13 protein-coding genes are annotated in these 20,746 nt (G+C 61.6%); 3 read left to right on the top strand and 10 right to left on the bottom strand.

The genetic code is table 11. The annotated features are described in order from the left end of the window. Positions 1-4: 4 nt before the first annotated feature. A complete protein-coding gene (araD1, locus tag AB4O22_RS09095; protein ID WP_013693558.1) occupies positions 5-997 on the bottom strand; it encodes an AraD1 family protein in 993 nt (330 codons plus the stop codon). A 138-nt stretch (positions 998-1,135) separates the two neighbouring features. Continuing rightward, the gene (locus AB4O22_RS09090) at positions 1,136-2,458 is read right to left on the bottom strand and encodes an MFS transporter (RefSeq protein WP_460096151.1); all 1,323 of its coding nucleotides are present in this window, start codon (positions 2,456-2,458) and stop codon (positions 1,136-1,138) included. A gap of 193 nt (positions 2,459-2,651) precedes the next feature. Here AB4O22_RS09090 and AB4O22_RS09085 point away from each other — a divergent pair, with 193 nt between their 5' ends. The 3 genes from AB4O22_RS09085 to AB4O22_RS09075 all read left to right on the top strand — a co-directional run bounded on the left by AB4O22_RS09085 (position 2,652) and on the right by AB4O22_RS09075 (position 10,281). Further along, positions 2,652-4,388 carry an IlvD/Edd family dehydratase gene (locus AB4O22_RS09085; RefSeq protein ID WP_003202685.1) on the top strand — a complete coding sequence of 579 codons (1,737 nt, stop codon included), beginning with the start codon at positions 2,652-2,654 and terminating at the stop codon, positions 4,386-4,388. A gap of 256 nt (positions 4,389-4,644) precedes the next feature. Further along, complete coding sequence (locus AB4O22_RS09080) at positions 4,645-5,364, top strand: FadR/GntR family transcriptional regulator (RefSeq protein ID WP_003202686.1); 720 nt, start codon at positions 4,645-4,647, stop codon at positions 5,362-5,364. 216 nt (positions 5,365-5,580) lie between these two features. Beyond that, positions 5,581-10,281 (top strand): dermonecrotic toxin domain-containing protein, encoded by a 4,701-nt coding sequence (locus tag AB4O22_RS09075; protein WP_460096150.1) that lies wholly within the window; start codon positions 5,581-5,583, stop codon positions 10,279-10,281. A 136-nt stretch (positions 10,282-10,417) separates the two neighbouring features. On the opposite strand, the gene AB4O22_RS09070 is transcribed toward AB4O22_RS09075, so the two are convergent. The 8 genes from AB4O22_RS09070 to AB4O22_RS09035 all read right to left on the bottom strand — a co-directional run bounded on the left by AB4O22_RS09070 (position 10,418) and on the right by AB4O22_RS09035 (position 20,736). Continuing rightward, complete coding sequence (locus tag AB4O22_RS09070) at positions 10,418-12,793, bottom strand: efflux RND transporter permease subunit (RefSeq protein ID WP_043042404.1); 2,376 nt, start codon at positions 12,791-12,793, stop codon at positions 10,418-10,420. 43 nt (positions 12,794-12,836) lie between these two features. Next, positions 12,837-13,889: a WD40/YVTN/BNR-like repeat-containing protein gene (locus AB4O22_RS09065; RefSeq protein WP_028237622.1), complete on the bottom strand. Its 1,053-nt coding sequence runs from the start codon at positions 13,887-13,889 to the stop codon at positions 12,837-12,839. Between the two features lie 256 nt (positions 13,890-14,145). Continuing rightward, positions 14,146-16,803, bottom strand: a complete 2,658-nt coding sequence (pepN, locus tag AB4O22_RS09060) for an aminopeptidase N (protein ID WP_043042402.1) — start codon at positions 16,801-16,803, stop codon at positions 14,146-14,148. Between the two features lie 13 nt (positions 16,804-16,816). Continuing rightward, positions 16,817-17,647: a DUF2797 domain-containing protein gene (locus AB4O22_RS09055; RefSeq protein WP_043042400.1), complete on the bottom strand. Its 831-nt coding sequence runs from the start codon at positions 17,645-17,647 to the stop codon at positions 16,817-16,819. After that, on the bottom strand, positions 17,644-17,904 hold the full coding sequence (locus tag AB4O22_RS09050) for a YeaC family protein (RefSeq protein ID WP_043042398.1): 261 nt from the start codon (positions 17,902-17,904) through the stop codon (positions 17,644-17,646). The genes AB4O22_RS09055 and AB4O22_RS09050 overlap by 4 nt, the downstream gene beginning before the upstream one ends. 74 nt (positions 17,905-17,978) lie before the next feature. After that, a complete protein-coding gene (locus AB4O22_RS09045; RefSeq protein ID WP_043042396.1) occupies positions 17,979-18,902 on the bottom strand; it encodes a tetratricopeptide repeat protein in 924 nt (307 codons plus the stop codon). After that, the gene (locus tag AB4O22_RS09040) at positions 18,902-19,387 is read right to left on the bottom strand and encodes a hypothetical protein (RefSeq protein WP_043042394.1); all 486 of its coding nucleotides are present in this window, start codon (positions 19,385-19,387) and stop codon (positions 18,902-18,904) included. The genes AB4O22_RS09045 and AB4O22_RS09040 overlap by 1 nt, the downstream gene beginning before the upstream one ends. After that, positions 19,387-20,736: an ATP-binding protein gene (locus AB4O22_RS09035; protein WP_043042393.1), complete on the bottom strand. Its 1,350-nt coding sequence runs from the start codon at positions 20,734-20,736 to the stop codon at positions 19,387-19,389. Before AB4O22_RS09035 ends, AB4O22_RS09040 begins: the two co-directional genes overlap by 1 nt. Positions 20,737-20,746 lie beyond the last annotated feature (10 nt).

The raw sequence follows: 20,746 nt of genomic DNA, 5'->3' as shown, positions 1-20,746 counted from the left end.
TCCTTTAAAGTGTGCCGATAGTACCCGGGTTGAACACCGCGTCCACCGGGGCAATACCGTTGACCAGCGGCGCGCCGAATTCAGCCTGGCTGATTTCGAACACATCCCCCGGCTGCGTGCGGATGCCATCGGCGAACGACAGGGTCGCGGTGCCGAAGAAGTGAACGTGGACATCCCCCGGTCGCAGGAACTGACTGTACTTGAAATGGTGGAATTCCAGGTTTTCGAGGCTGTGGCACATGTTCGCCTCGCCGCTGAGGAATTCGTTCTGCCACAGCACTTCGCCGTTGCGCAGGATACGACTGGTCCCGGACAGATGTTGAGGCAGTTCACCCACGCGAAGTTCCGGGCCAAAACTGCAACTGCGCAATTTCGAATGGGCCAGGTACAGGTAATTCTTGCGCTCCATCACGTGGTCGGAAAACTCGTTGCCCACGGCAAAGCCCAGGCGATAGGGCTTGCCGTCGTGGCCGATGACATACAGGCCGCTGATTTCCGGCTCCTCGCCAGCGTCTTCGGCAAAGGGCGGCAACGGGAACGGATGACCCGGACGGACAACGATGCTGCCGTCGCCCTTGTAGAACCATTCCGGCTGCACGCCAGCCTGCCCGGCCTGGGGCTTGCCGCCCTCCACGCCCCACTTGAAGATGCGCATGGTGTCGGTCATGGCCGCTTCGTCGCCAGCCTGCTGGTGCATCTTGTCCCGGGCCGAGGCGCTGCCCAGGTGGGTCAGGCCGGTGCCGCTGACCAACAAGTGCGCCGGGTCCGGGTGGTCCAGTGGCGGCAGGATGCGCAGGTCACTGAGCAACCGGGCGTAGTCATGGCTCGCCCCCAGGCCCAGGCTATTGACCTGCTGCTCAAGCTTCACGCCCGCTTCGATAGCCGCCAGCGCCAGGTCACGCACGGTGCGAGCGCCCTGCACTTCGCGCACCTGATCGCCCTCGACCACACCGACGCGGCGTTCGCCGTTACTCAATTCGAACTGAACTAAACGCATATCTTTCTCCTTGTAAGCAAAACTTGAATTCGGTGCGTCCCTTGTGGGAGCGAGCTTGCTCGCGATAGCAGTCTTACATTTACCCCAGATGTCGACTGTCAGATCGTCATCGCGAGCAAGCTCGCTCCCACAGTGACCTCAGGTACGTGTCGCCCCACGGGCGCTGGCGGCGAACTGATCCGCCGGCAGCACATGCTTGCGCTCCAGCAGGCGATAGACCACGCCGGTCAACACCAGGCCGAACACCATCACACACGACAGGAAATACAGCCCCGAGGCCAGGTTGCCGGTGTACTCCTTCAGCGCACCGATCACGAACGGGCCGATGTAGCCGCCCAGGTTGCCCACCGAGTTGATCAGCGCAATACCCGCCGCCGCACTGGCGCCGGCAAAGAAACGCCCCGGCAAGGTCCAGAACACCGCCGTGCAGGAAAATAGCGCGAACGCCACCAGGCACAGCGCCGCCAATTGCAACACCGGCACCGACAACCAGGCGCTGAGGAACAGGCCGATGGCGCCCAGCACGTACAACACGGCCAGGTGACCGTAGCGGTCGTTCAAGCGGTCGGAGCTGCGGGGAATGATCAGCAAACCGATGATGCCGAAGGTGTATGGCACCGACGATACGAAGCCAGTCACCAGGTCACTGCCGCCGAACTGCTTGATCAGCGTCGGCAACCACAGGCCCAGGCCGTAGATGCTCAAGGTCACCGGCAGGTAGAACAGCGCCAGCAGCAGGACACGCTTGTCCTTCAGGGCATGTAGCGGATTGCCGTGGCGGGTCTGGCCGTATTCCTGCAGGTCTTTTTTCAGTTCACCGGTCAGCCAGTCCTTCTCGGCCTGGTCCATCCATTTCACTTGTTGCGGGCCGTCCGGCAAGTAACGCAGCACCGGCCAGGTCAACAGTACCGCTGGCAGGCCGATGACCATGAACAGCCACTGCCAGCCGTGCAGGCCAAGGATGCCATCCATGCCCAGCAGGCCACCGGACACGGGGCCGGTGATCATCATCGCGATGGGTTGGGAAAGAATGAACAGGCCGAGGATCTTGCCGCGATGGCGCACCGGGAACCACTGGGTGATGTAGTACAGCACGCCCGGGAAGAACCCGGCTTCGGCCGCGCCGAGCAAAAAGCGCATCACATAGAAGCTATGCGGGCCTTGTACGAACGCCATGCCGATGGTGATGGCGCCCCAGGTGATCATGATCCGCGCGAACCAGCGCCGGGCACCGAAGCGCTCCAGCATCAGGTTGCTGGGGATCTCCAGCAGGAAATAACCGATGAAAAACAGCCCAGCACCCAGGCCGTAGGCGGCGTCGCCGATACCGAGGTCGGCGCCCATGTGCAGCTTGGCAAAGCCCACCGCAGAGCGGTCCACGTAGGCGATCAGGTACAGCAGGATCAGGAAGGGAATCAGTTTCAGCGTGATGCGACGTATAAGCCGCAATTCCTGGCTCATGGGACCGGTCTCCGATTGTTGTTGTTATGGAACCTCGGGGGATTTCTCTCGCGAATGACCGCCAGGACAATCCCTCCATTGAATCGGACTATATAGTAATACTATTTACCCAACAACACTTCCAAACCGCACAAATTGCGCTTATGTTACGCTTCAGCTAGAACAATATAGTCATACAATAAGAGAATCGATCATGTCTGATAAGAAACCCTCCCTGCGCTCGGCCCAATGGTTTGGCACCGCCGACAAGAACGGCTTCATGTACCGCAGCTGGATGAAAAATCAGGGCATCGCCGACCATCAGTTCCACGGCAAGCCGATCATCGGCATCTGCAACACCTGGTCGGAGCTGACGCCGTGCAACGCGCACTTCCGGCAAATCGCCGAACACGTCAAGCGCGGAGTGATCGAGGCCGGGGGCTTCCCGGTGGAATTCCCGGTGTTCTCCAACGGCGAATCGAACCTGCGCCCCACCGCCATGCTGACCCGCAACCTGGCGAGCATGGACGTGGAAGAGGCGATTCGCGGCAACCCGATTGACGGCGTGGTGCTGCTCACCGGTTGCGACAAGACCACCCCCGCCCTGCTGATGGGTGCCGCCAGTTGTGACGTACCGGCCATCGTCGTTACCGGCGGGCCGATGCTCAACGGCAAGCACAAAGGCCAGGACATCGGCTCGGGCACCGTGGTCTGGCAATTGAGCGAACAGGTCAAGGCCGGCACCATCACCATTGACGATTTCCTCGCGGCCGAGGGTGGCATGTCCCGCTCGGCCGGCACCTGCAACACCATGGGCACCGCCTCGACCATGGCCTGCATGGCCGAAGCCCTCGGTACTTCCCTGCCGCACAACGCGGCGATTCCGGCCGTGGACGCACGGCGCTATGTGCTGGCCCATATGTCCGGCATGCGCGCCGTGGAAATGGTCCGTGAAGACCTGAAACTGTCGAAGATCCTGACCAAGGAAGCGTTCGAAAACGCCATCCGCGTCAATGCGGCCATCGGCGGTTCGACCAACGCGGTGATCCACCTCAAGGCCATTGCCGGTCGCATCGGCGTGCAGCTGGACCTGGACGACTGGACCCGCATCGGTCGCGGCATGCCGACCATCGTCGACCTGCAGCCGTCCGGGCGCTTCCTGATGGAAGAGTTCTACTACGCCGGTGGCCTGCCCGCCGTGCTGCGTCGCCTCGGCGAAGCCAACCTGATTCCCCATCCGAACGCCTTGACCGTCAACGGCAAGAGCCTCGGCGAGAACACCAAGGACGCACCGATCTACGGCCAGGACGAAGTCATTCGCACCCTGGACAACCCGATCCGCGCCGACGGCGGTATCTGCGTGCTGCGCGGCAATCTGGCGCCACTGGGTGCGGTGCTCAAGCCGTCCGCCGCCACCGCCGAACTGATGCAGCATCGCGGTCGCGCGGTGGTGTTCGAGAATTTCGACGAGTACAAGGCACGGATCAACGACCCGGAACTGGACGTGGACGCCAACTCGATCCTGGTGATGAAAAACTGCGGGCCGAAGGGTTATCCGGGCATGGCCGAAGTGGGCAACATGGGCTTGCCGGCCAAGCTACTGGCCCAGGGCGTGACGGACATGGTGCGGATTTCCGACGCCCGCATGAGCGGCACCGCCTACGGCACCGTGGTCCTGCACGTGGCACCGGAAGCCGCCGCCGGCGGACCTCTGGCGGCGGTGAAGGAAGGCGACTGGATCGAACTCGATTGCGCCAGCGGCCGCCTGCACCTGGACATCCCGGACGCCGAACTCGCGGCGCGCCTGGCAGACCTGCCGCCACCGCAGAACCTGTTGGTGGGCGGTTACCGGCAGTTGTACATCGACCACGTGCTGCAAGCGGACCAGGGCTGTGACTTCGACTTCCTGGTCGGCTGCCGCGGCGCCGAGGTGCCACGCCACTCCCACTGACCCCACCCATCCCCCTGTGGAAGCAAGCCTCTGTGGGAGCAAGCTTTTGTGGGAGCTGAGCTTGCTCGCGATGAGGCCCTTCCAGTCAACATCTCTGTTGTCTGTGACACCGCTATCGCGAGCAAGCTCAGCTCCCACAAAAAGCTCGCTCCCACAATGGATCTGTATCCAAATCAAAAATCGCATTAGCGACCCGCCATCGCCGCGCCTGCTATCATGCGCAGCACTCCCCTCGCACAGGATCGCGCCGCATCCCATGGATTACCGTAAACCCTCCGACCGCAAAAGCATGCACGCGCGCATCGTCCAGGAACTGGGCATGCAGATCGTTTCCGGGCGCTTCAAACCGGACGACAAACTGCCCGCTGAAGCCTTGCTGTGCGAAGAGTATGCGGTCAGCCGCCCGGTGCTGCGCGAAGCCACGCGAGTGCTGGTCGCCAAGGGCCTGGTGTATTCGCGCCCGCGCGTGGGCACGGTGGTCAAGGCTCGGCGGGAGTGGCACATGCTCGACCCGGATGTGCTGCATTGGCTGATGCAGAGCAGCCCGCAGAATGAATTCTTCAACCTGCTGACCAGCGTGCGCAGCATCATCGAACCGGCCGCCGCCGCCCTCGCCGCACAGTTCGCCAACGAGGACGACATCGCTTCCATCCGCGAGGCCTACCAGCGCATGGAAGCGGCCCCGACCCCCGAGGCCGTGCTGCAACCGGACCTGGACTTTCACAGCCGCATCGCCGACGCCACCCACAACGACCTGCTCGCCAACCTCTGCAACATGTTGTCAGTGGCCATCGCCGAAGCGCTCAAGCATTCCAACCAGCGGCCCAACCTGCATGAACTGGCGATGCCGCGACACAAGGCGATCCTCACCGCCATCGAGAACCGCGACGCCCTCGGTGCCCGCCATGCCACGCTGGTGCAACTGGACGATGCCCGCAGCGCGCTGAATGTGGTACTGGGCAACGATCCAGCCTGAGCCCCGCAGGAGCTGCCGAGTGCAACGAGGCTGCGATCTTTCCCCTGCCCATTGAATCCCAAGCGAACGGATCGCAGCCTACGGCAGCGACTACCAGGCCTGCCACAACGCGCGCTCAACCGGGCAGTAGCTATATACCGCACACCAGGAAAACAGGAGGTCGATACTTGACTCGTCGTCATCCCGACGGCCATGAGCTCAGGAAAAGGACTTCTTATGACCTCGCCCTCCCCGGCTGACAGCCCCTCTGCCCTTGCGCAAACCGTCAGCCAGTCATTCGCCGACCGCCCGACCTTCGAGCAAGTCGCGCAACAAATGCTCCAACAGGCCATCAAGGCCAGATACCCCTCGCTGACCATCGATCTCGCCAAGACCCAATTGGCCACACCAAATGCGATCACCCGTGGCTGGCACTTTCAACCGTTCATGCCGCGGGTGCTCGAATACCTGGCCCTCGGCACCTCCGTGGATTTCAGCCCCCGGGGAAATCTTGATTGCTACCTCTCCGACACGCCGCCGCAGCGCCTTTGGCCACGGGATGAAAAGCTCGACATGCAGGTCATCGAAAAACTGCTGCTTGAACTGCCCTCGACCGCTCCAATCGGGCTGGAAGACGCACTGACCCGTTATTGGAACGCTGACATCGGCCCCCGCCCGCAAACCGATGCCCCTGTCCGCACCAGCCGCTGGCAATGGCTCAGCGACACACTCAAGAACATGCTGCATATCCGGGGGCTGCAACAGCCAGGACTGACCGAACCGGCACGCGAGACCCTGGCCCAGATCGTCCGCTGGCCGGACCGTGAACAACGCTTTAGCCACAATGTCCCGCCCGTCTACGCCTACAGCCTGGAAAGCACTGTCACCCAAGGCACCTCCAACAGCGTGCTGCCCAGCAACGAGATCCTGCTGCTCCATTACACTCGCTACGGCCTCGTCATTGTGCTTTGCAGCCCCGGCAGCGCCGTGCAGTCCTTCGAGTCGATGGAAGCCTTCAACCGGTATTGGGGCGAACGGATCGCCAGTCGCTATGTCGTCGACAGCGTGACCTGTCAACGCTACGAAATCGACGGGCATGCCTTCGACACCCAGGCCGCCATGATCTTGGAGCAACAACTGGCCGATGTGCAGGCGGTACAGTTGCCCTCCCGAATCGGCCTGCCAGACCTCAAGACGCTCTACAGCGAGCTGAGCGATCCCGCTCGCTATCTGCACGACGCGCCGCGCCTCACGCCTGAAACATCGGCACGACTCGGGCCGTTGCTGCCCGAATGGCTGAAAAAAGCCTCCGTCGTCGATCGAGCAACGTTCCAGCGATGCAGCCTGGCACTGGCCAGCCTCAAGCAACGCACTCAAGGACGTCCCGCACTCAGCGACATCAAGGCTTTTACCGCAGACGAGTTGCTCACGCAGATGGGCAAGACTAACGACAGCAGCCCGGCCAAGGTGCAACCCAGTCACTACCAACCCGACGATGTGGTACTGACGTTCACCGTCTCGGCGGGATACCCCGGGACCGTTGGCATCCGCGCGAAAAGAACGATGAGCCTGACGCAACTGGCCATCGACAACCTCGTCGCACGCCCCAGTGGCAACCTGCAACTCAGTCATCGCCGGGGTCTGGCCTTGCCTGCCTGGTTGACGCCGGACTTCATTACCCGAAGGGGCGGGCTGATCGAACAGGTCGACATCGGCACGGTTTATCCGCGCTACCTGCAACAAGCCCTATTGAGCGACTCGCCTCAAGCGCAGGCATTTCAACGGACGTTCGCCGAACAACTCCCGGCGCAGTTGCCGCTCGAGGCGCTGCAGCAAATGCTCGACAACAAAAACGGCATGACTCGCCAAGGACTGCATCTGATCGAGGCCCTGCTGCAACCCGATGCTGAGGACCGACAGGTTGACGGTCGCCCCGTGGTCATTCGACACCTGGCCTTCCTGCGCAAGCCCCAGGCCCGGCCCGACCTCGTGAGCAACATGTTCATCGTCGAGGCGCAGGACGCCAGAACGGGCCCGCACCTGTTGTATCGCCCCCTGTACGCGCCCGTGCTGTTGGAGTTTGCGACGCGCCAGGCACTGTTGCAGTCCGTCGTGAGCGCCGCAGACTTGCAGAACAGCGTCCTGACCTGGATGTCCGACGACGCACGCCCGGTGTATGCCAATGGCGGCTTCCTCGAACCGCACATCGTGCGTTTCTTCGAGGGCGACGAGTTCAGCGTTCCCGAAAAGCCCGTTCCGGCAACGCTCGCCGTCGACGCCGGCAACGATGAACTGCTGCAATACCTGCGCAACGGCAAATTGATGCAGTACCTCTACGGCTGCAACGCCCGAGCCCTGGTCACCCAGGCCGACCGCAACTCTGTCTCCAACAGCGAAAGCCGCTGGGCGGTGTTACTCAAGGGCGGCAGCCTGCTGTTCAATACACTGCTGTTTCCGTTGCTGCGCGGCCCGGCCATGGCCACCGTCTGGCTATGGAGCCTGATGGCCAGCGCCAGTCAAGATATCCCGGCCCTGAGCAGTGACGATCCGGCAACGCGGGAGCTGGCCACCGTCGATTTGCTGGTCAACCTGGCCATGCTGGTGAGCCATTTTCCCGCCGTCCGTGCACCGGTTCGCGCAGTCACGCCCGCATCGATCAAGGACCAAGCGATGCGTGCCCCCGCGCCACGTGTCGTTGCACAGCAGTGGCCCGAACCGACCTCGCCGAGCGTTCTGGAAGGATCCGTCGCCTTGCCTGGCGAACAACCCAGCAGGTCGCTGGACTTCAGTTTCAGCAGCCCTCGCCGTCACCTGACACAGGAACAACGCACCCGCATACGACGCATGCAGGTGGCGCGTCCGACTGCCTTGCCTGAGCCGATTGGAAATGGCCCGTTCAAGGGCTTGTACGTGATCGCCAACAAATGGCACGCGTTGCTGCAAGACGGGCTGTACCCGGTCAACCCGGACCCGGACGGCAGCACCACGATTGTCGACCCGCTCGACCCGACACAGACCGGACCTGCGCTGCAATCGGACCTGGACGGCAACTGGTCCCTTGACCTGCGCTTGCGCCTGCGCGGCGGTGCGCCGCCCAAGCGCCTGGCTGACCAGCGTCGCCTCAATGCCCACAAAGCCATTGAGCTGAGCGCTGAAATGAACAATTACCTCGCCCAGGAGAACGAACGACAACGATCCCTGGACATTGCCCAACAAGTGATGACCCGGCTCGAGGAAGGAAACGCCTATACCGAGGAACAGCGCGCGCCAAAACGAAAAGTGTTTTATGACCTGCTCAACGAGCAGACCGACATCTATTTGAAACTGCTGGACAGTGCGCCCGAGCGCGCAAGACTGGGCATTGGCTTGCCCTCTGGAAGCCTCCGCGGGCTGATGGAGAATGTGGTCAACAATGCCCGCAAGGCCTTCCTGGTCGTCGAGATGGATCAACGGGCCCTGAATGCCGCTCACCCGCAGTTTTCCGGAACGTTTGTGGAAGAAGCCGTGGTTCGCGACATGCAGGGCTACGTGATCTTCCTTGAAGCCATGAGCGACATCAATGATCGCGCCATCCATTGGCTGCAACTCAAGGATGAGTACCTGGAGAAGCTATTGAACCTGGATTCCGTGGGAGCCCAGGCATTCGAACGCCTGACCCGCGGCCGTCCGCAGAATGAACGGAATGTCATAGGCACCAAGGCCCTGCAATTGGCCGCCCTGCCGATGCTGGCCATCAAACACCCCGAAACCAGCTTGCCCGATAGCCTGTATCGCATCGTCAGGCCATTGGCCGAGCAGGTGCGCTCCCACGCTGACCTGCAACTGTACGACCTGACCGCCTCTGAGCAGCTTGAGGTACTGACCAGCCTGACCGAGCATTATGGCGAGGCCCTCGACGCGTTGCAGGGCATGAAGGCGCTTTATGTCGACGATATCAACGAGTCCTATTTCGACAGGCTGGCCACGCTGCTTGACAGCCTGTACCAGGACGCTTCCGGAAGACTGGCGGCAGAAGTCAAACCCGAACCGACACCGCGCAAGCGTGCGCCCAAACGCCCGAAGACGCACTCCGGGCGCCTTCAGAAAAAGGTGATCACGACCCGCAGGAGTGGCGTTCTGATTGGTGACCTGAAACCTGCCGGCACCTCCTTGCCGATTGAAGTCGTCGAGTTGCGCTCCGAAGTCGACAATCAGGTGCTTGCCACCTATTCGCGTCACGACGACGTATGGGACGTTGTCGACGTACACCGACCGGTTCCAGCCCCCAGGACCCGATCGATCAACGCGATAAACGGCGATGCGCGAACACTGCTGGAGGAACTGGAGAAACGTCTCCGCCGCGCTGAAAGCTATAAAAAGCGTTGCCGTCATCCTCAGGAAATCGAGGAGATCATGAACAATGAGGCAAGTCGCTTCCGCACGCTTTCTGAAGAACTCGACAGGGCCTTCGTCGCCTCACAAACGCCACGCACAGCGGCTGATCAAGCGCTGGGTAGACAGTTGGCCGAGGCCATCTCCAGACTGACGTCCAGGGGCAGCGCCCTGCGTGTCCAACTGAGCCTGCACCTGCCGCCCACCGACGGCAACCTCCAGTACCTGTTCGAAAAAGACCTGGTTCAAGTTGCACGACTGGGTGAACGCAAGGCCTTGAAAGGAGCCCGCCAGGATTTCCTCCAGGAATATGCCATCAACGACCGGGACGGCTTCCCCCTTTGGTATGCGCATTTTCACTACGAAAAAATCGATACGCCGAAAGCCGACTACAGCGTCGCGCACCTGAAAACCAAGGCACAACGCAGGGAAGACTATCACTCGCTGCTCGCCAAGGCTGATAGCCCCTACGCGGTGGTGAATGTGCATCGAGGGAAAATCGGCAAGCTCATGGCACAGAGCAAGTTCTTGCCGTTGGCGCCTGATGACAGCGATGCATCAGGCTGACCTCGCCACCGAGGCTGTAAAAACCTGTGGGAGCGAGCTTGCTCGCGATTGCGCACTGACATTCAACACCTTCATTGACTGTCACAGCGCTATCGCGAGCAAGTTCGCTCCCACATTGGGCAGGTTCTACCGTCGATCAATGCGCAAACAACGAATTACCCTTCTGCCCCGCCAGTTTCTCAGGCTTGATCAGGAACCGCGCCAGCGCCGGCAGCAGCCACAGCGCGCCGAACATGTTCCACAGCAACATGAACGTCAGCATCAACCCCATGTCCGCCTGGAACTTGATGGCCGAGAAGATCCAGGTGCAAACACCGATGGCCAGGCACAAACCGGTGAACAGCACCGCCTTGCCGGTGGATTTCAGCGTCTGGTAGTAAGCCTCCTGCAACGGCAACCCGGCGCGCAGGAAACTCTCCAGGCGGCTGTAGATGTAGATGCCGTAGTCCACGCCAATCCCCACGCCCAGTGCCACCACCGGCAGGGTCGCGACCTTCACGCCAATGCCCATGAACGCCATCAGGGCGTTGCCCAGCACCGAGGTCAGCACCAGCGGCAACACGATGCACAGCGTCGCCGCCCAGGAACGGAAGGTGATCATGCACATGGTCGCCACGCAGATGTACACCAGGATCAGGATGGTCAGCTCCGATGCCTTGATCACCTCGTTGGTGGCCGCTTCGATGCCTGCGTTACCGGCGGCAAGGATGAACTCCAGGCCATCGCGGTTGTTTTCCTTGGCGAAGTCCTGCACCGCCTTCACCGCGCGGTCCAATGTCTCGGCCTTGTGGTCGTTGAGGAACACCAGCACCGGTGCCAGGGAGCAACTGTTGTTGTACAGGCCATCGGCCCGGGCGATGGAGTTGTTCAGCACGTCAGGGTTGCGCGACAGGGTTTCCCATTTCAAGTTGCCCTCGTTCATGCCCTTGATCATCTGCTTGGACACGGTCACCAGGGAAATCGCCGACTGCACGCCCTCGGTGTTCTGCATCGTCCACATCAGCTCGTCGATGGGGGCCATGGCTTCATAGCGCGAGCAGCCTTCGGCCTTGGTCTTGACCATCACCACCAGTACATCGGAGCTGGTGGAGTAATTGCTGATGATGAAGTTGTTGTCCTGGTTGTAGCGCGAGTCCGGACGCAGTTCCGGCGCGCCCTGGTCCAGGTCGCCGATCTTCAGGTTCTGGCTGTACCAGAGCCCACCGCCAAAGGCGATCACCGCCAGGGCAATGGACACCGGCGCGACCTTGGCGCTGGCGAAGTTCGACAGCAGGCGCCAGAACGGATGTTCGCGGGTCGCGTCTTTCTTGCTGCGCTCGACCGCACGCTTGCTGATGCCAGCGTAGGAGATCGCCACCGGCAGCAGGATCAGGTTGGTGAACACGATCACCGCCACGCCGATGGAGGCGCCAATGGCCAGTTCGCGGATCACGCCGATGTCGATGATCAGCAAGGTGATGAAACCCACGGCGTCCGCCAGGATCGCGATCATCCCCGGCAGGAACAACTGCCGGAAGGTGCGCCGCGCCGCTGTCAGGGCGTTGTCCGCATCGCTGGACTGCAAGGCGATGCCGTTGATTTTCTGCACCCCATGGGAAATGCCGATGGCGAAGATCAGGAACGGCACCAGCATCGAGTACGGATCCAGGCCGAAACCGGCCGCATGCATCAGCCCCAGTTGCCAGACCACCGCCACCAGGGTGGTGGTCAATACCGCGACGGTACTGCGCATGCAGTTGGTGAACCAGTACAGCAGGATCAGGGTGATAACGAAAGCCACGCCGAAGAACAGCACCACCATGACCAGGCCGTCGATCAGGTCGCCGACCTTCTTGGCGAAACCGACGATATGGATCTGCACGTTGGGGTTCTGGGCTTCGAACTTGTTGCGGATCTTGTCTTCAAGCTCGTGGGAAAACTTCCGGTAGTCGAGGGCGAGCAATTTGCCCTGGTCCTGCGGGTCGGGATAGGACTCCAGCAGCGGGATGTCGATGATGCTCGACTTGAAGTCGTTGGCCACCAGGCGCCCGACCTGGCCGGACTTGAGCACGTTATTACGCAGCAGATCGAGGCTGTCGGCCGAACCGTTGTAGCTCTGGGGGATCACCTCGCCGCCGGCGAAGCCCTCCTCCGTCACTTCGGTCCAGCGCACGCTCGGGCTCCACAACGACTTGAGCCCGGAACGGTCGACGCCGGAGATGTAGAAGACCTCATCGTGGATCTGACGCAGGGTCTCCATGTATTCCTTGGAGAAGATGTCGCCGTTGGTGGCCTCCACGGAAATACGCACCGTGTTGCCCAGGTTCGCCAGGTCGTTGCGGTGCTCGAGCATCTTCTGGATGAAGGGGTGCTCGAGGGGGATCATTTTTTCGAAACTGGTGGACGGCCGGATCAGCGTGGCCTGCCAGAACAGGAAAATGCTGACCAGCAGGCAAATGATGATCACTGCCGGGCGGTTGTTGAAAATCAGGCGCTCGAGGAACGTCGCCTTGTCTTGGTGATGACTGCTCATGGGGTCCGCCTTCTTGTTTTTGTGCCCGTCTTGCAGGCGTGACTCATTTGCTCAGTTCGGCGCCGGTGGACGTGGTGGCACGAACGCCACCTTGCCCCGCCAGAATCAGGTTGCCGTTGCCTGCCGCCGTGACGGCCGCCACGGAAATTCGGTCCGGGCGGTTGAACACGCTGAAGGTCTCGCCGTCGTCGGTACTGCGCACGACGCTGCCGCCGTTGCCGACAATCACGATGGAACCGTCCGCCAGTAGCGTGGCGCCTGACAGGCCGAACTCCAGGGCACCGCGCGCGGCCTTGAGCTCGACCTGATCCCAAGTGCCGCCGAAGTCAGTGGAACGATAAAGGTTGCCGCGCAAGCCATAGGCCAGCAACGTCGAAGGCTGGGCCGTACCGATGACCCCGAACAGCGAGCCTTCGTACGGGCCTTCGACCTTTTCCCAGGTCTGGCCCCAGTCGGCGGAGCGGAACATGCTGCCAGCCTCGCCGACAATGAACAGCCCGGCATCTTTCACGGCGGCTATCGCATTGAGGTGGAACTGGTCTTCGTTTTCGAGGCGATCGCTGGCGTCTTCCCAGTGCTTGCCGCCGTCGGTGGTTTCCAGCAGTGCGCCGTAGGCGCCCACGGCGAAACCGTTGCTGGCATCCTTGAACCAGACGTCCAGCAGGGGTGCTTCGCGGGTGAGGTCTTCGAATTGCTTGGTCCAGCTGCTGCCGCCGTCATCGCTGGCGAGGATCTGCGCGTCGTGCCCCACGGCCCAGCCGTGTTTGTCATCGACGAAAAATACCGCCGTGAGCAGTTGGCGAGTCGGCACCTTGGCCTGGGTCCAGGACTTGCCCTGGTCGTCCGAATAGACAATGTGCCCGCGATCACCGACCGCCACCAGGCGCTGGCCGGCGTGGACCACATCGAGCATCAGGGTTTTGCTGGCCTTGGCCGATTCGACGGAATAGATGACATCGGACGTCGACGCCGCAACAGCCATCACCGGTGCCGACAACACCGCAGAGCCCAGCAGCGAGAGCGCCGAAGCCAGCAACGCGACTCTGCGCAGCATCGGCGGCCGGCTGCGGCCCACAGCCATGACAGGCTCATTCATAGACCTTTCCCCCATTATTATTGTTATGGCTTGGTACGTTGCCAGTCCTGGAGCATAGTCCTGAAACCTGCAATCTAGAGCCACTTCGGAAGCAGACCTATCCTATCGGGCTTTCGAAAGGTCTGACAATCGACGCCACGTTATCTTTTGTTAACCGGGGGGATATCGGCCAAGGGTGAATCAGAAGACATTCGTGAGGGTGATGAATGTGGCGAGGGGATTTATCCCCTCGCCACAAAGGTAAGGCAGTGCCTGTTTATGCCAGGCTCTTGCTCACCACCTCGAACACATCGGCGGAAAGCGCGCCGGATGCCAGGATGCGCTCCAGTTCGGCCTTCATCAGCGCCTGGCGGGCGCTGTCGTATTTGCGCCAGCGAGTCAGCGGGGCCAGTTGCCGGGAGGCGATCTGCGGGTTGAAGCCATTGAGCTGGATGACCAGGTCCGCCAGGAAGCGATAACCCGAACCGTCGGCCGCGTGGAAGTTGATCAGGTTCTGCCCCGCAAACGCTCCCACCAGCGCCCGCACCTTGTTCGGGTTCTTGATATTGAACGCCGGGTGCTCCATCAGCGCCTTGACCCGCGCCAGGCCACCCGGCAACGGGCTGCCGGCCTGGACGCTGAACCATTGGTCCATGACCAGCGGGTTGCCCTTGAAGTTTTCCGCAAACACTTCCAGCGCCTTGGCCTTCTCGGCTTCGAACGGCGAGTTGACCAGCACCGCCAGCGCAGTCAGCCGCTCGGTCATGTTATCGGCGGAGTCGAACTGCTCCAGGGTCGCACTCAGCACCTCAGGCTTGCCGGTGAGCATCAGGTACGACAGCGCGATGTTCTGCAACGCGCGACGGGCGAAATGCTCGGCCTCGGCCACATAAGGGGTTTTCTTCGACAGGTCGCGGTTGGCTGCATAGCGCAGCCAAAGGGCTTCGAACAGGTTCTCGGCCAACTGCTGGCGGGCGAACTCACGGGCGGCATGGATCGCCTCGACGTCAGCCACTTCGCTGATTTCCGTCAGGTAGGCTTCGCTTGGCAGCGAGAGCATTTCGGCGACCATGGCCTGGTCCAGGGACTCGTCCGACAGCACGCTGCGCAATGCACTGACCAGGCGCGGGTCCAGCACCAGGCTGGCGCCCTGCTGATGCTGGGCGATCAGTTCCTGCAGCACCTGTACCGACAATTGCTGGCCGGCATCCCAGCGGTTGAAGCCGTCGCTGTCGTGCTGCATGAGGAACATCAACTGGTCGCGGTCGTACGGAAAGCTCAGCTTCACCGGCGCCGAGAAACCACGCAGCAACGAAGGCAGCGGCTGTTCGGCGATGTCGACAAAGGTGAAGGTCTGCTCGGCTTCGGTCACCGAGATCACTCGGGACGTGCCGTCTGCCGCCGCTTCACCGGCCAGGCGCAGAGGGATTTCAGCGCCCTGGCTGTCCAGCAGGCCCAGCTCCACGGGAATCACGAACGGCAGCTTTTCCTGCTTGTCCGGGGTCGGCGGGCAACTCTGGCTGAAGGTCAGGCTGTAGGTCTTGGCGGCGGCATCATAAGACTCGCTCACCGCCAGCCGTGGTGTACCGGCCTGGCTGTACCAGCGCTTGAACTGGGCCAGGTCGACGCCGTTGGCATCTTCCATGGCCTTGATGAAGTCGTCGCAGGTCACGGCCTGGCCGTCGTGGCGTTCGAAGTACAGGTCACTGCCCTTGCGGAAACCCTCAGGCCCCAGCAGGGTGTGGATCATGCCAACCACTTCCGAGCCCTTCTCGTACACAGTCAGGGTGTAGAAGTTGGAGATCTCGATAAAGCTGTCCGGACGCACCGGGTGCGCCATGGGGCCGGCGTCTTCGGCGAACTGGTGGGTACGGAGGTACGCCACGTCCTGGATGCGCTTGACGGTGGCGGAGTTCATATCGGCCGAGAACCCGGCGTCGCGGAACACCGTGAAACCTTCCTTGAGCGACAGTTGGAACCAGTCGCGACAGGTCACGCGGTTGCCCGACCAGTTATGGAAGTATTCGTGGGCAACGATCGCCTCGACCCGCTGGTGCGCGGCATCGGTGGCGGTTTCGGCGCGGGCCAGCACGGCGCCGGAGTTGAAGATATTGAGGCCCTTGTTCTCCATGGCGCCCATGTTGAAATCGTTGACCGCGACGATCATGAAGATGTCCAGGTCGTACTCGCGCCCGTACACCTCTTCGTCCCAGCGCATCGACTTCTTCAGGCTGGTCATGGCGTGCTGGCACTTGTCGATGTTTTCCGGCTCGACATAGATGCGCAGCGCTACGGTGCGCTCGCTCAGGGTGGTGAAGGTGTCTTCGACGCACCACAGGTCGCCTGCCACCAGGGCAAACAGGTAGGCCGGCTTCTTGAACGGGTCTTCCCAGGTCGCCCAGTGCCGGCCGTCTTCGCCGGGGCCGCTGGCAATCGGGTTGCCGTTGGACAACAGCACCGGATAGCTGTGCTGCTCGGCCACCACGGTGGTGGTGAACTTGCTCATCACATCCGGGCGGTCGAGGTAATAGGTGATCTTGCGGAAACCTTCGGCCTCGCACTGGGTGCAGAACATGCTGCCGGACTTGTACAAACCTTCCAGGGCGGTGTTGGTTTCCGGGTGGATCCGGACAGTGGTGTCGACCGTGAAGGCCTGGGCCTTGGGGTGAACGGTCAGGTGACTGTCGTCCAGTTGATAGTCGCCCTGCCCCAGGTCGGCATCGTCGAGCTTGAGCGAGAGCAGTTCCAGGTGCTGGCCATCGAGCACCAGCGGCGGCAGCCCGGCACCGCGCTCGGGGTTGCGGCGCATCACCAGTTGCGCATGGACCAGGCTGTGGTCCTCGAACAACTCGAAGGTCAGGTGCGTCTCATCGATCAGGTACTCGGGCGCCTGATAGTCCTTCAGGTAAATCATCTTCGGTTGTTCGGTGCGCATAGGTCGAATCCTTCTACTGATGCACGGCGAGCTGGTAGGCCGTGTATTTACGAATATTGATCACGCCGGTGTCAAAAATCAGGTACTGGCCCTTGATCCCCAGCAGCGTGCCTTCGGCGATCGGGTTCTTGTCCAGGTTGAAGCTGACGATCTTGGCCGGGTATTGCTCCACCGGATAACGGATCTCGATGGGTTCGACGTCCGCTATGGTCTGGATCGCTTGCAGGCCGAATCGTTCCTGCAACGCCTGCAATCCCTGGGCGCAGCTTTCGAACAGCGAGTCGCGGATCGCCGGTAGGTCCACCGCCACGGCGTCGCCCTTGAGCAAGGCGCGCCAGTTGGTCTTGTCCGCCACCTGGCTACGGAACAGGTCTTCGACAAAACCCGACTGCTGGCGGGTGGCGACCCGCAGGATCGGCAGCGCCTGGCTGGCGCCCTGGTCCAGCCAGCGGGTCGGCAATTGCGTGGCGCGGGTGATGCCGACCTTCACGCCCGAGGAATTGGCCAGGTAGACCACATGATCGGTCATGCAGAACTGCTCGCCCCAGGCCGGGTCGCGGCAGGTGCCCGCCTCGTAATGGCAACGCTCGGGGCTCATGATGCACAGGTCGCACTGGGCCAGTTTGGTCATGCAGGGGTAGCAATAACCCTGGCTGAAGCTGGTCTTGGTCCGGCGTCCACAGTGGGTGCAGTGGATAGCACCGAGGTACTCCAGGCGCACCGTGCTGCCGATCAACGGATTGACCGGCACCTCGACATCGCCCAGGCGAAAGGCGTATTGAACGGTCGGCCCGTCAAGGCGCGCCGACATCTTGCTGATTGCACCGCGGCCAATCTCGATCAATGGATGGCGTCCGACTTGAACAGGATATTCGGCACTTCAGTGGACTTCGAATGGCATTCCTGCGCGCCCATGTAACCAGTGCGCTCCTCTTCGGGCAGGTTCTGGATTTCCCAGGCGATCATCGCCTGCAACGACAGTTCGCGTTGCTCGGCGGTGAGTTTGTTGCCGTCGGCCCATTTACCGATTTCCACCGCCAGTTTCAGGCTCCGGTAGATATCGGGTGTGATGTTCTCGATCATTTCTGCAAAAGACGACATGTTAAGCAATCTCCAATAATGTCGTGGTTTTCCAAGGCAAAGCACGACTGACAGCCGTGTGGATACCCGCTAATTTAGAATTCCCTGGACAGCTTGACCTGGGCCAGCTCTTTTTCCAGGGAGCGCCTGAATATCTGTGGCGCGGTAAAGGTGTATGCGGCAAACCCCAGCCACAACCAGTCAATCACCTGGGCCACCTGCGGGTAGCCCTGGGCCGTCAGGGTGATGACCACCACCCGATAGACCACGAACATGAGCAACAGCACCACAATGGCGCGACTGGCGCTACGCTCGCTCATCCAACTGTTGAAGCGCCACCATGTTCCTAAAAACAGACTGCTGCGGGCCTTGACGGCGGTCAGCAAGTGCAGCGCGGCCCGGTCATTGGCGTTTTCCTGCAAGGCCCAGATGGCGTGCTCACGCGCGCCCTCGACGTCACCTTCGCGCAACAACAGATGCCCAAGCACCACCACGGCCCCGGTATGCCCCGGTTCGGCCTGCAAGGCCTGGCGGGCGAACTGGTGCGCCTTCCCCCAGTCACCGCTGGCACGATAAAACTGGGCCATGGCAACCAGATTTGACGCATCGTCGGGCCCCAGTTCCAGGGCTTTTTCCAACGGCTCGCGGCTTTGCTCCAGACGGCCGGTCAACTGGTAAAGATCGGCCAGGGTGCGGTAATTGACCGGATTGAGCGGTTCCATGTCCAGCAACTGGGTCAAGTGTTCCTGGGCCAGCTTGAACTTGCGCAGGGCAATGGCAACCTGGGCGGCGGCGTAATGGGCGAGCGGCAGTTGTGCATCGGCTGCCAGCGCCAACTGCACCTCGCGCCTGGCAGCATGCACGCGGCGCAGATTGATCAGGCATACCGCCAGCAACGCATGGGCTTCGGCCGAATCCGGATCGCTCGCCAGCAATTGGCGCAGCGCGTCGATAGCACCGTCGTAATGGTCGGCCTGCAAGCGTTGATACGCCAGTTGCAGCAGATAATCGGTATTCATCAGCTCACCACCAGATACCAGAGAGTGGCAGGCACCCACTTGATGACCATGCCCTTGAGCACGAAAGCGCCAACCAGCACGACGGGCAAGCCAAAGCGGTTCAGCACGCCACCGTAGTACTGGTAGATCTCGATGGTCGCATTTTGCTGCATGAACAGCAGATACCCGATGGCAAGTTTCCACACCACCAGGGTCAACAAGGCGTATTGGATCTGCGCCTGGTTCTGAATGTAACCGGCGTCCACCAATTGCAGCAGCACCACGCCGATGACCAGGCTGCCCACCAGGCAAAGGCCGGCCAGCAACCACTCACGTACGCGGGTCGGGCTGCCCACCGCGATGGCGTTGAAGACAAACCACGGCAAGCCGAGCCAGGCGCCCCCCAGCATCAGCCCCAACAACGGCCAAAAAGGCGAGACGGCCCACTTGGCCAGAGCGCCCGGACGCGGTTCGTCTTCAATGCGATAACCACCGTACTGCGCCATCAACGGCCCTTCCCATGTTTGTCGAGGAAGGCCAGCACTTCGTCGTACTGGTTACCTTCATTGGCGTAACGCGCGTAATTGCGCGCCGTGGTCAGCCATTCCAGGGTGGTTGCCCGTACTTCCTTGAGCGCCTGCTTGAAATGTCGGTCGCAGATCGGTTGCTCGCTCGCGCCGCTGATGGACTCTTCGATCGCTTCGTCAGCGGCGGTTTCCACCAACTCACCCAGGTCCGCACCGGAAAAGCCCGAGGTGTTTTTCGCCAGGAAGGCAAAGTCGATGTCCTCGGCCATCGGACGGCCTTGCATCATCAATTTGAGCATGGCTTCCCGGGCCGGCCGGTCCGGCGGCGGCACGAACAGTACCCGGTCAAAACGCCCCGGACGCCTGAAAGCCGAGTCCACCGACCAAGGCACGTTGGTCGCGGCGAGAATCAGTACGCCGTGATTGTCCTTGGTAAAACCGTCCATCTCGGACAAGAACTGACTGACAAGCTTCGAAGACGTCGAATCCCGGGTATTGGAGCGCTTGCCCCCCAAGGCCTCGACCTCGTCGAAAAACATTACCGCCGGCGCCTGGGCACGGGCCTGTTCGAACAGCGCGTGCAACTTGCGCTCGGACTCGCCGATGTACATGTCCAGGACATCGGAAATGGCCACGTTGAAGAACGTCGCCTTGCACTCCCCGGCCGTGGCCCGGGCCAGCATGGTCTTGCCACACCCTGGAGGCCCATAGAGCAACACGCCACCGCCGACCCGCTTGCGAAAGCGCTGGAACAGGCCGGGCTTCTGATATGGCAGGATGATTTTTTTGTGGATGGTTTTCTTCAGCTCGTCCAGGCCACCGATGTCATCGAAGGACAGGACTTCCTTTTCCGGCATCAACAGTCGACGGACCTCGGTCTGGTCCGTGTTGTCATTGGAGATCACGCGCAAGCGCGGACGCCCTTGCGCAGCTGAAAAGTCGGTCACGGATACGTTCAACCGACGCCATAGCGCCATGTCTTCAAGGGCCGGGTTGGCATCCACCGCGGCGCGGTATTCCACCTGGGCCTCCTTCATCTGCTCCAGGGCCGCAAAGGCGCGCGCCCTGAGCATCCGCGCAGCAGGCTCGTCGCCTTCAATCAGGCGAAGGGCCCGTTGCGCCTGGCCCGCGGCGATACATAACCCGGCCGCAGCCATTTTCAAGGCCTGGGCATCGCTCCATTGCTCAAGATCGGCAGGCAGCAACTCAAGCCCGCGCGCGTACTCGCTGCGCTCGACACTGGCGTTGAGCAGCAGTGTCAGCAGCGCGACGTTACCGGGCGCGGCAAGGAGCGCGGCCTCCAGTTGGTCGAACGTCGAATCATCCATGGCACTTCCT

Source organism: Pseudomonas sp. S3_B11 (assembly GCF_054667715.1).
This window is presented reverse-complemented; position numbering and strand designations above follow the sequence as displayed.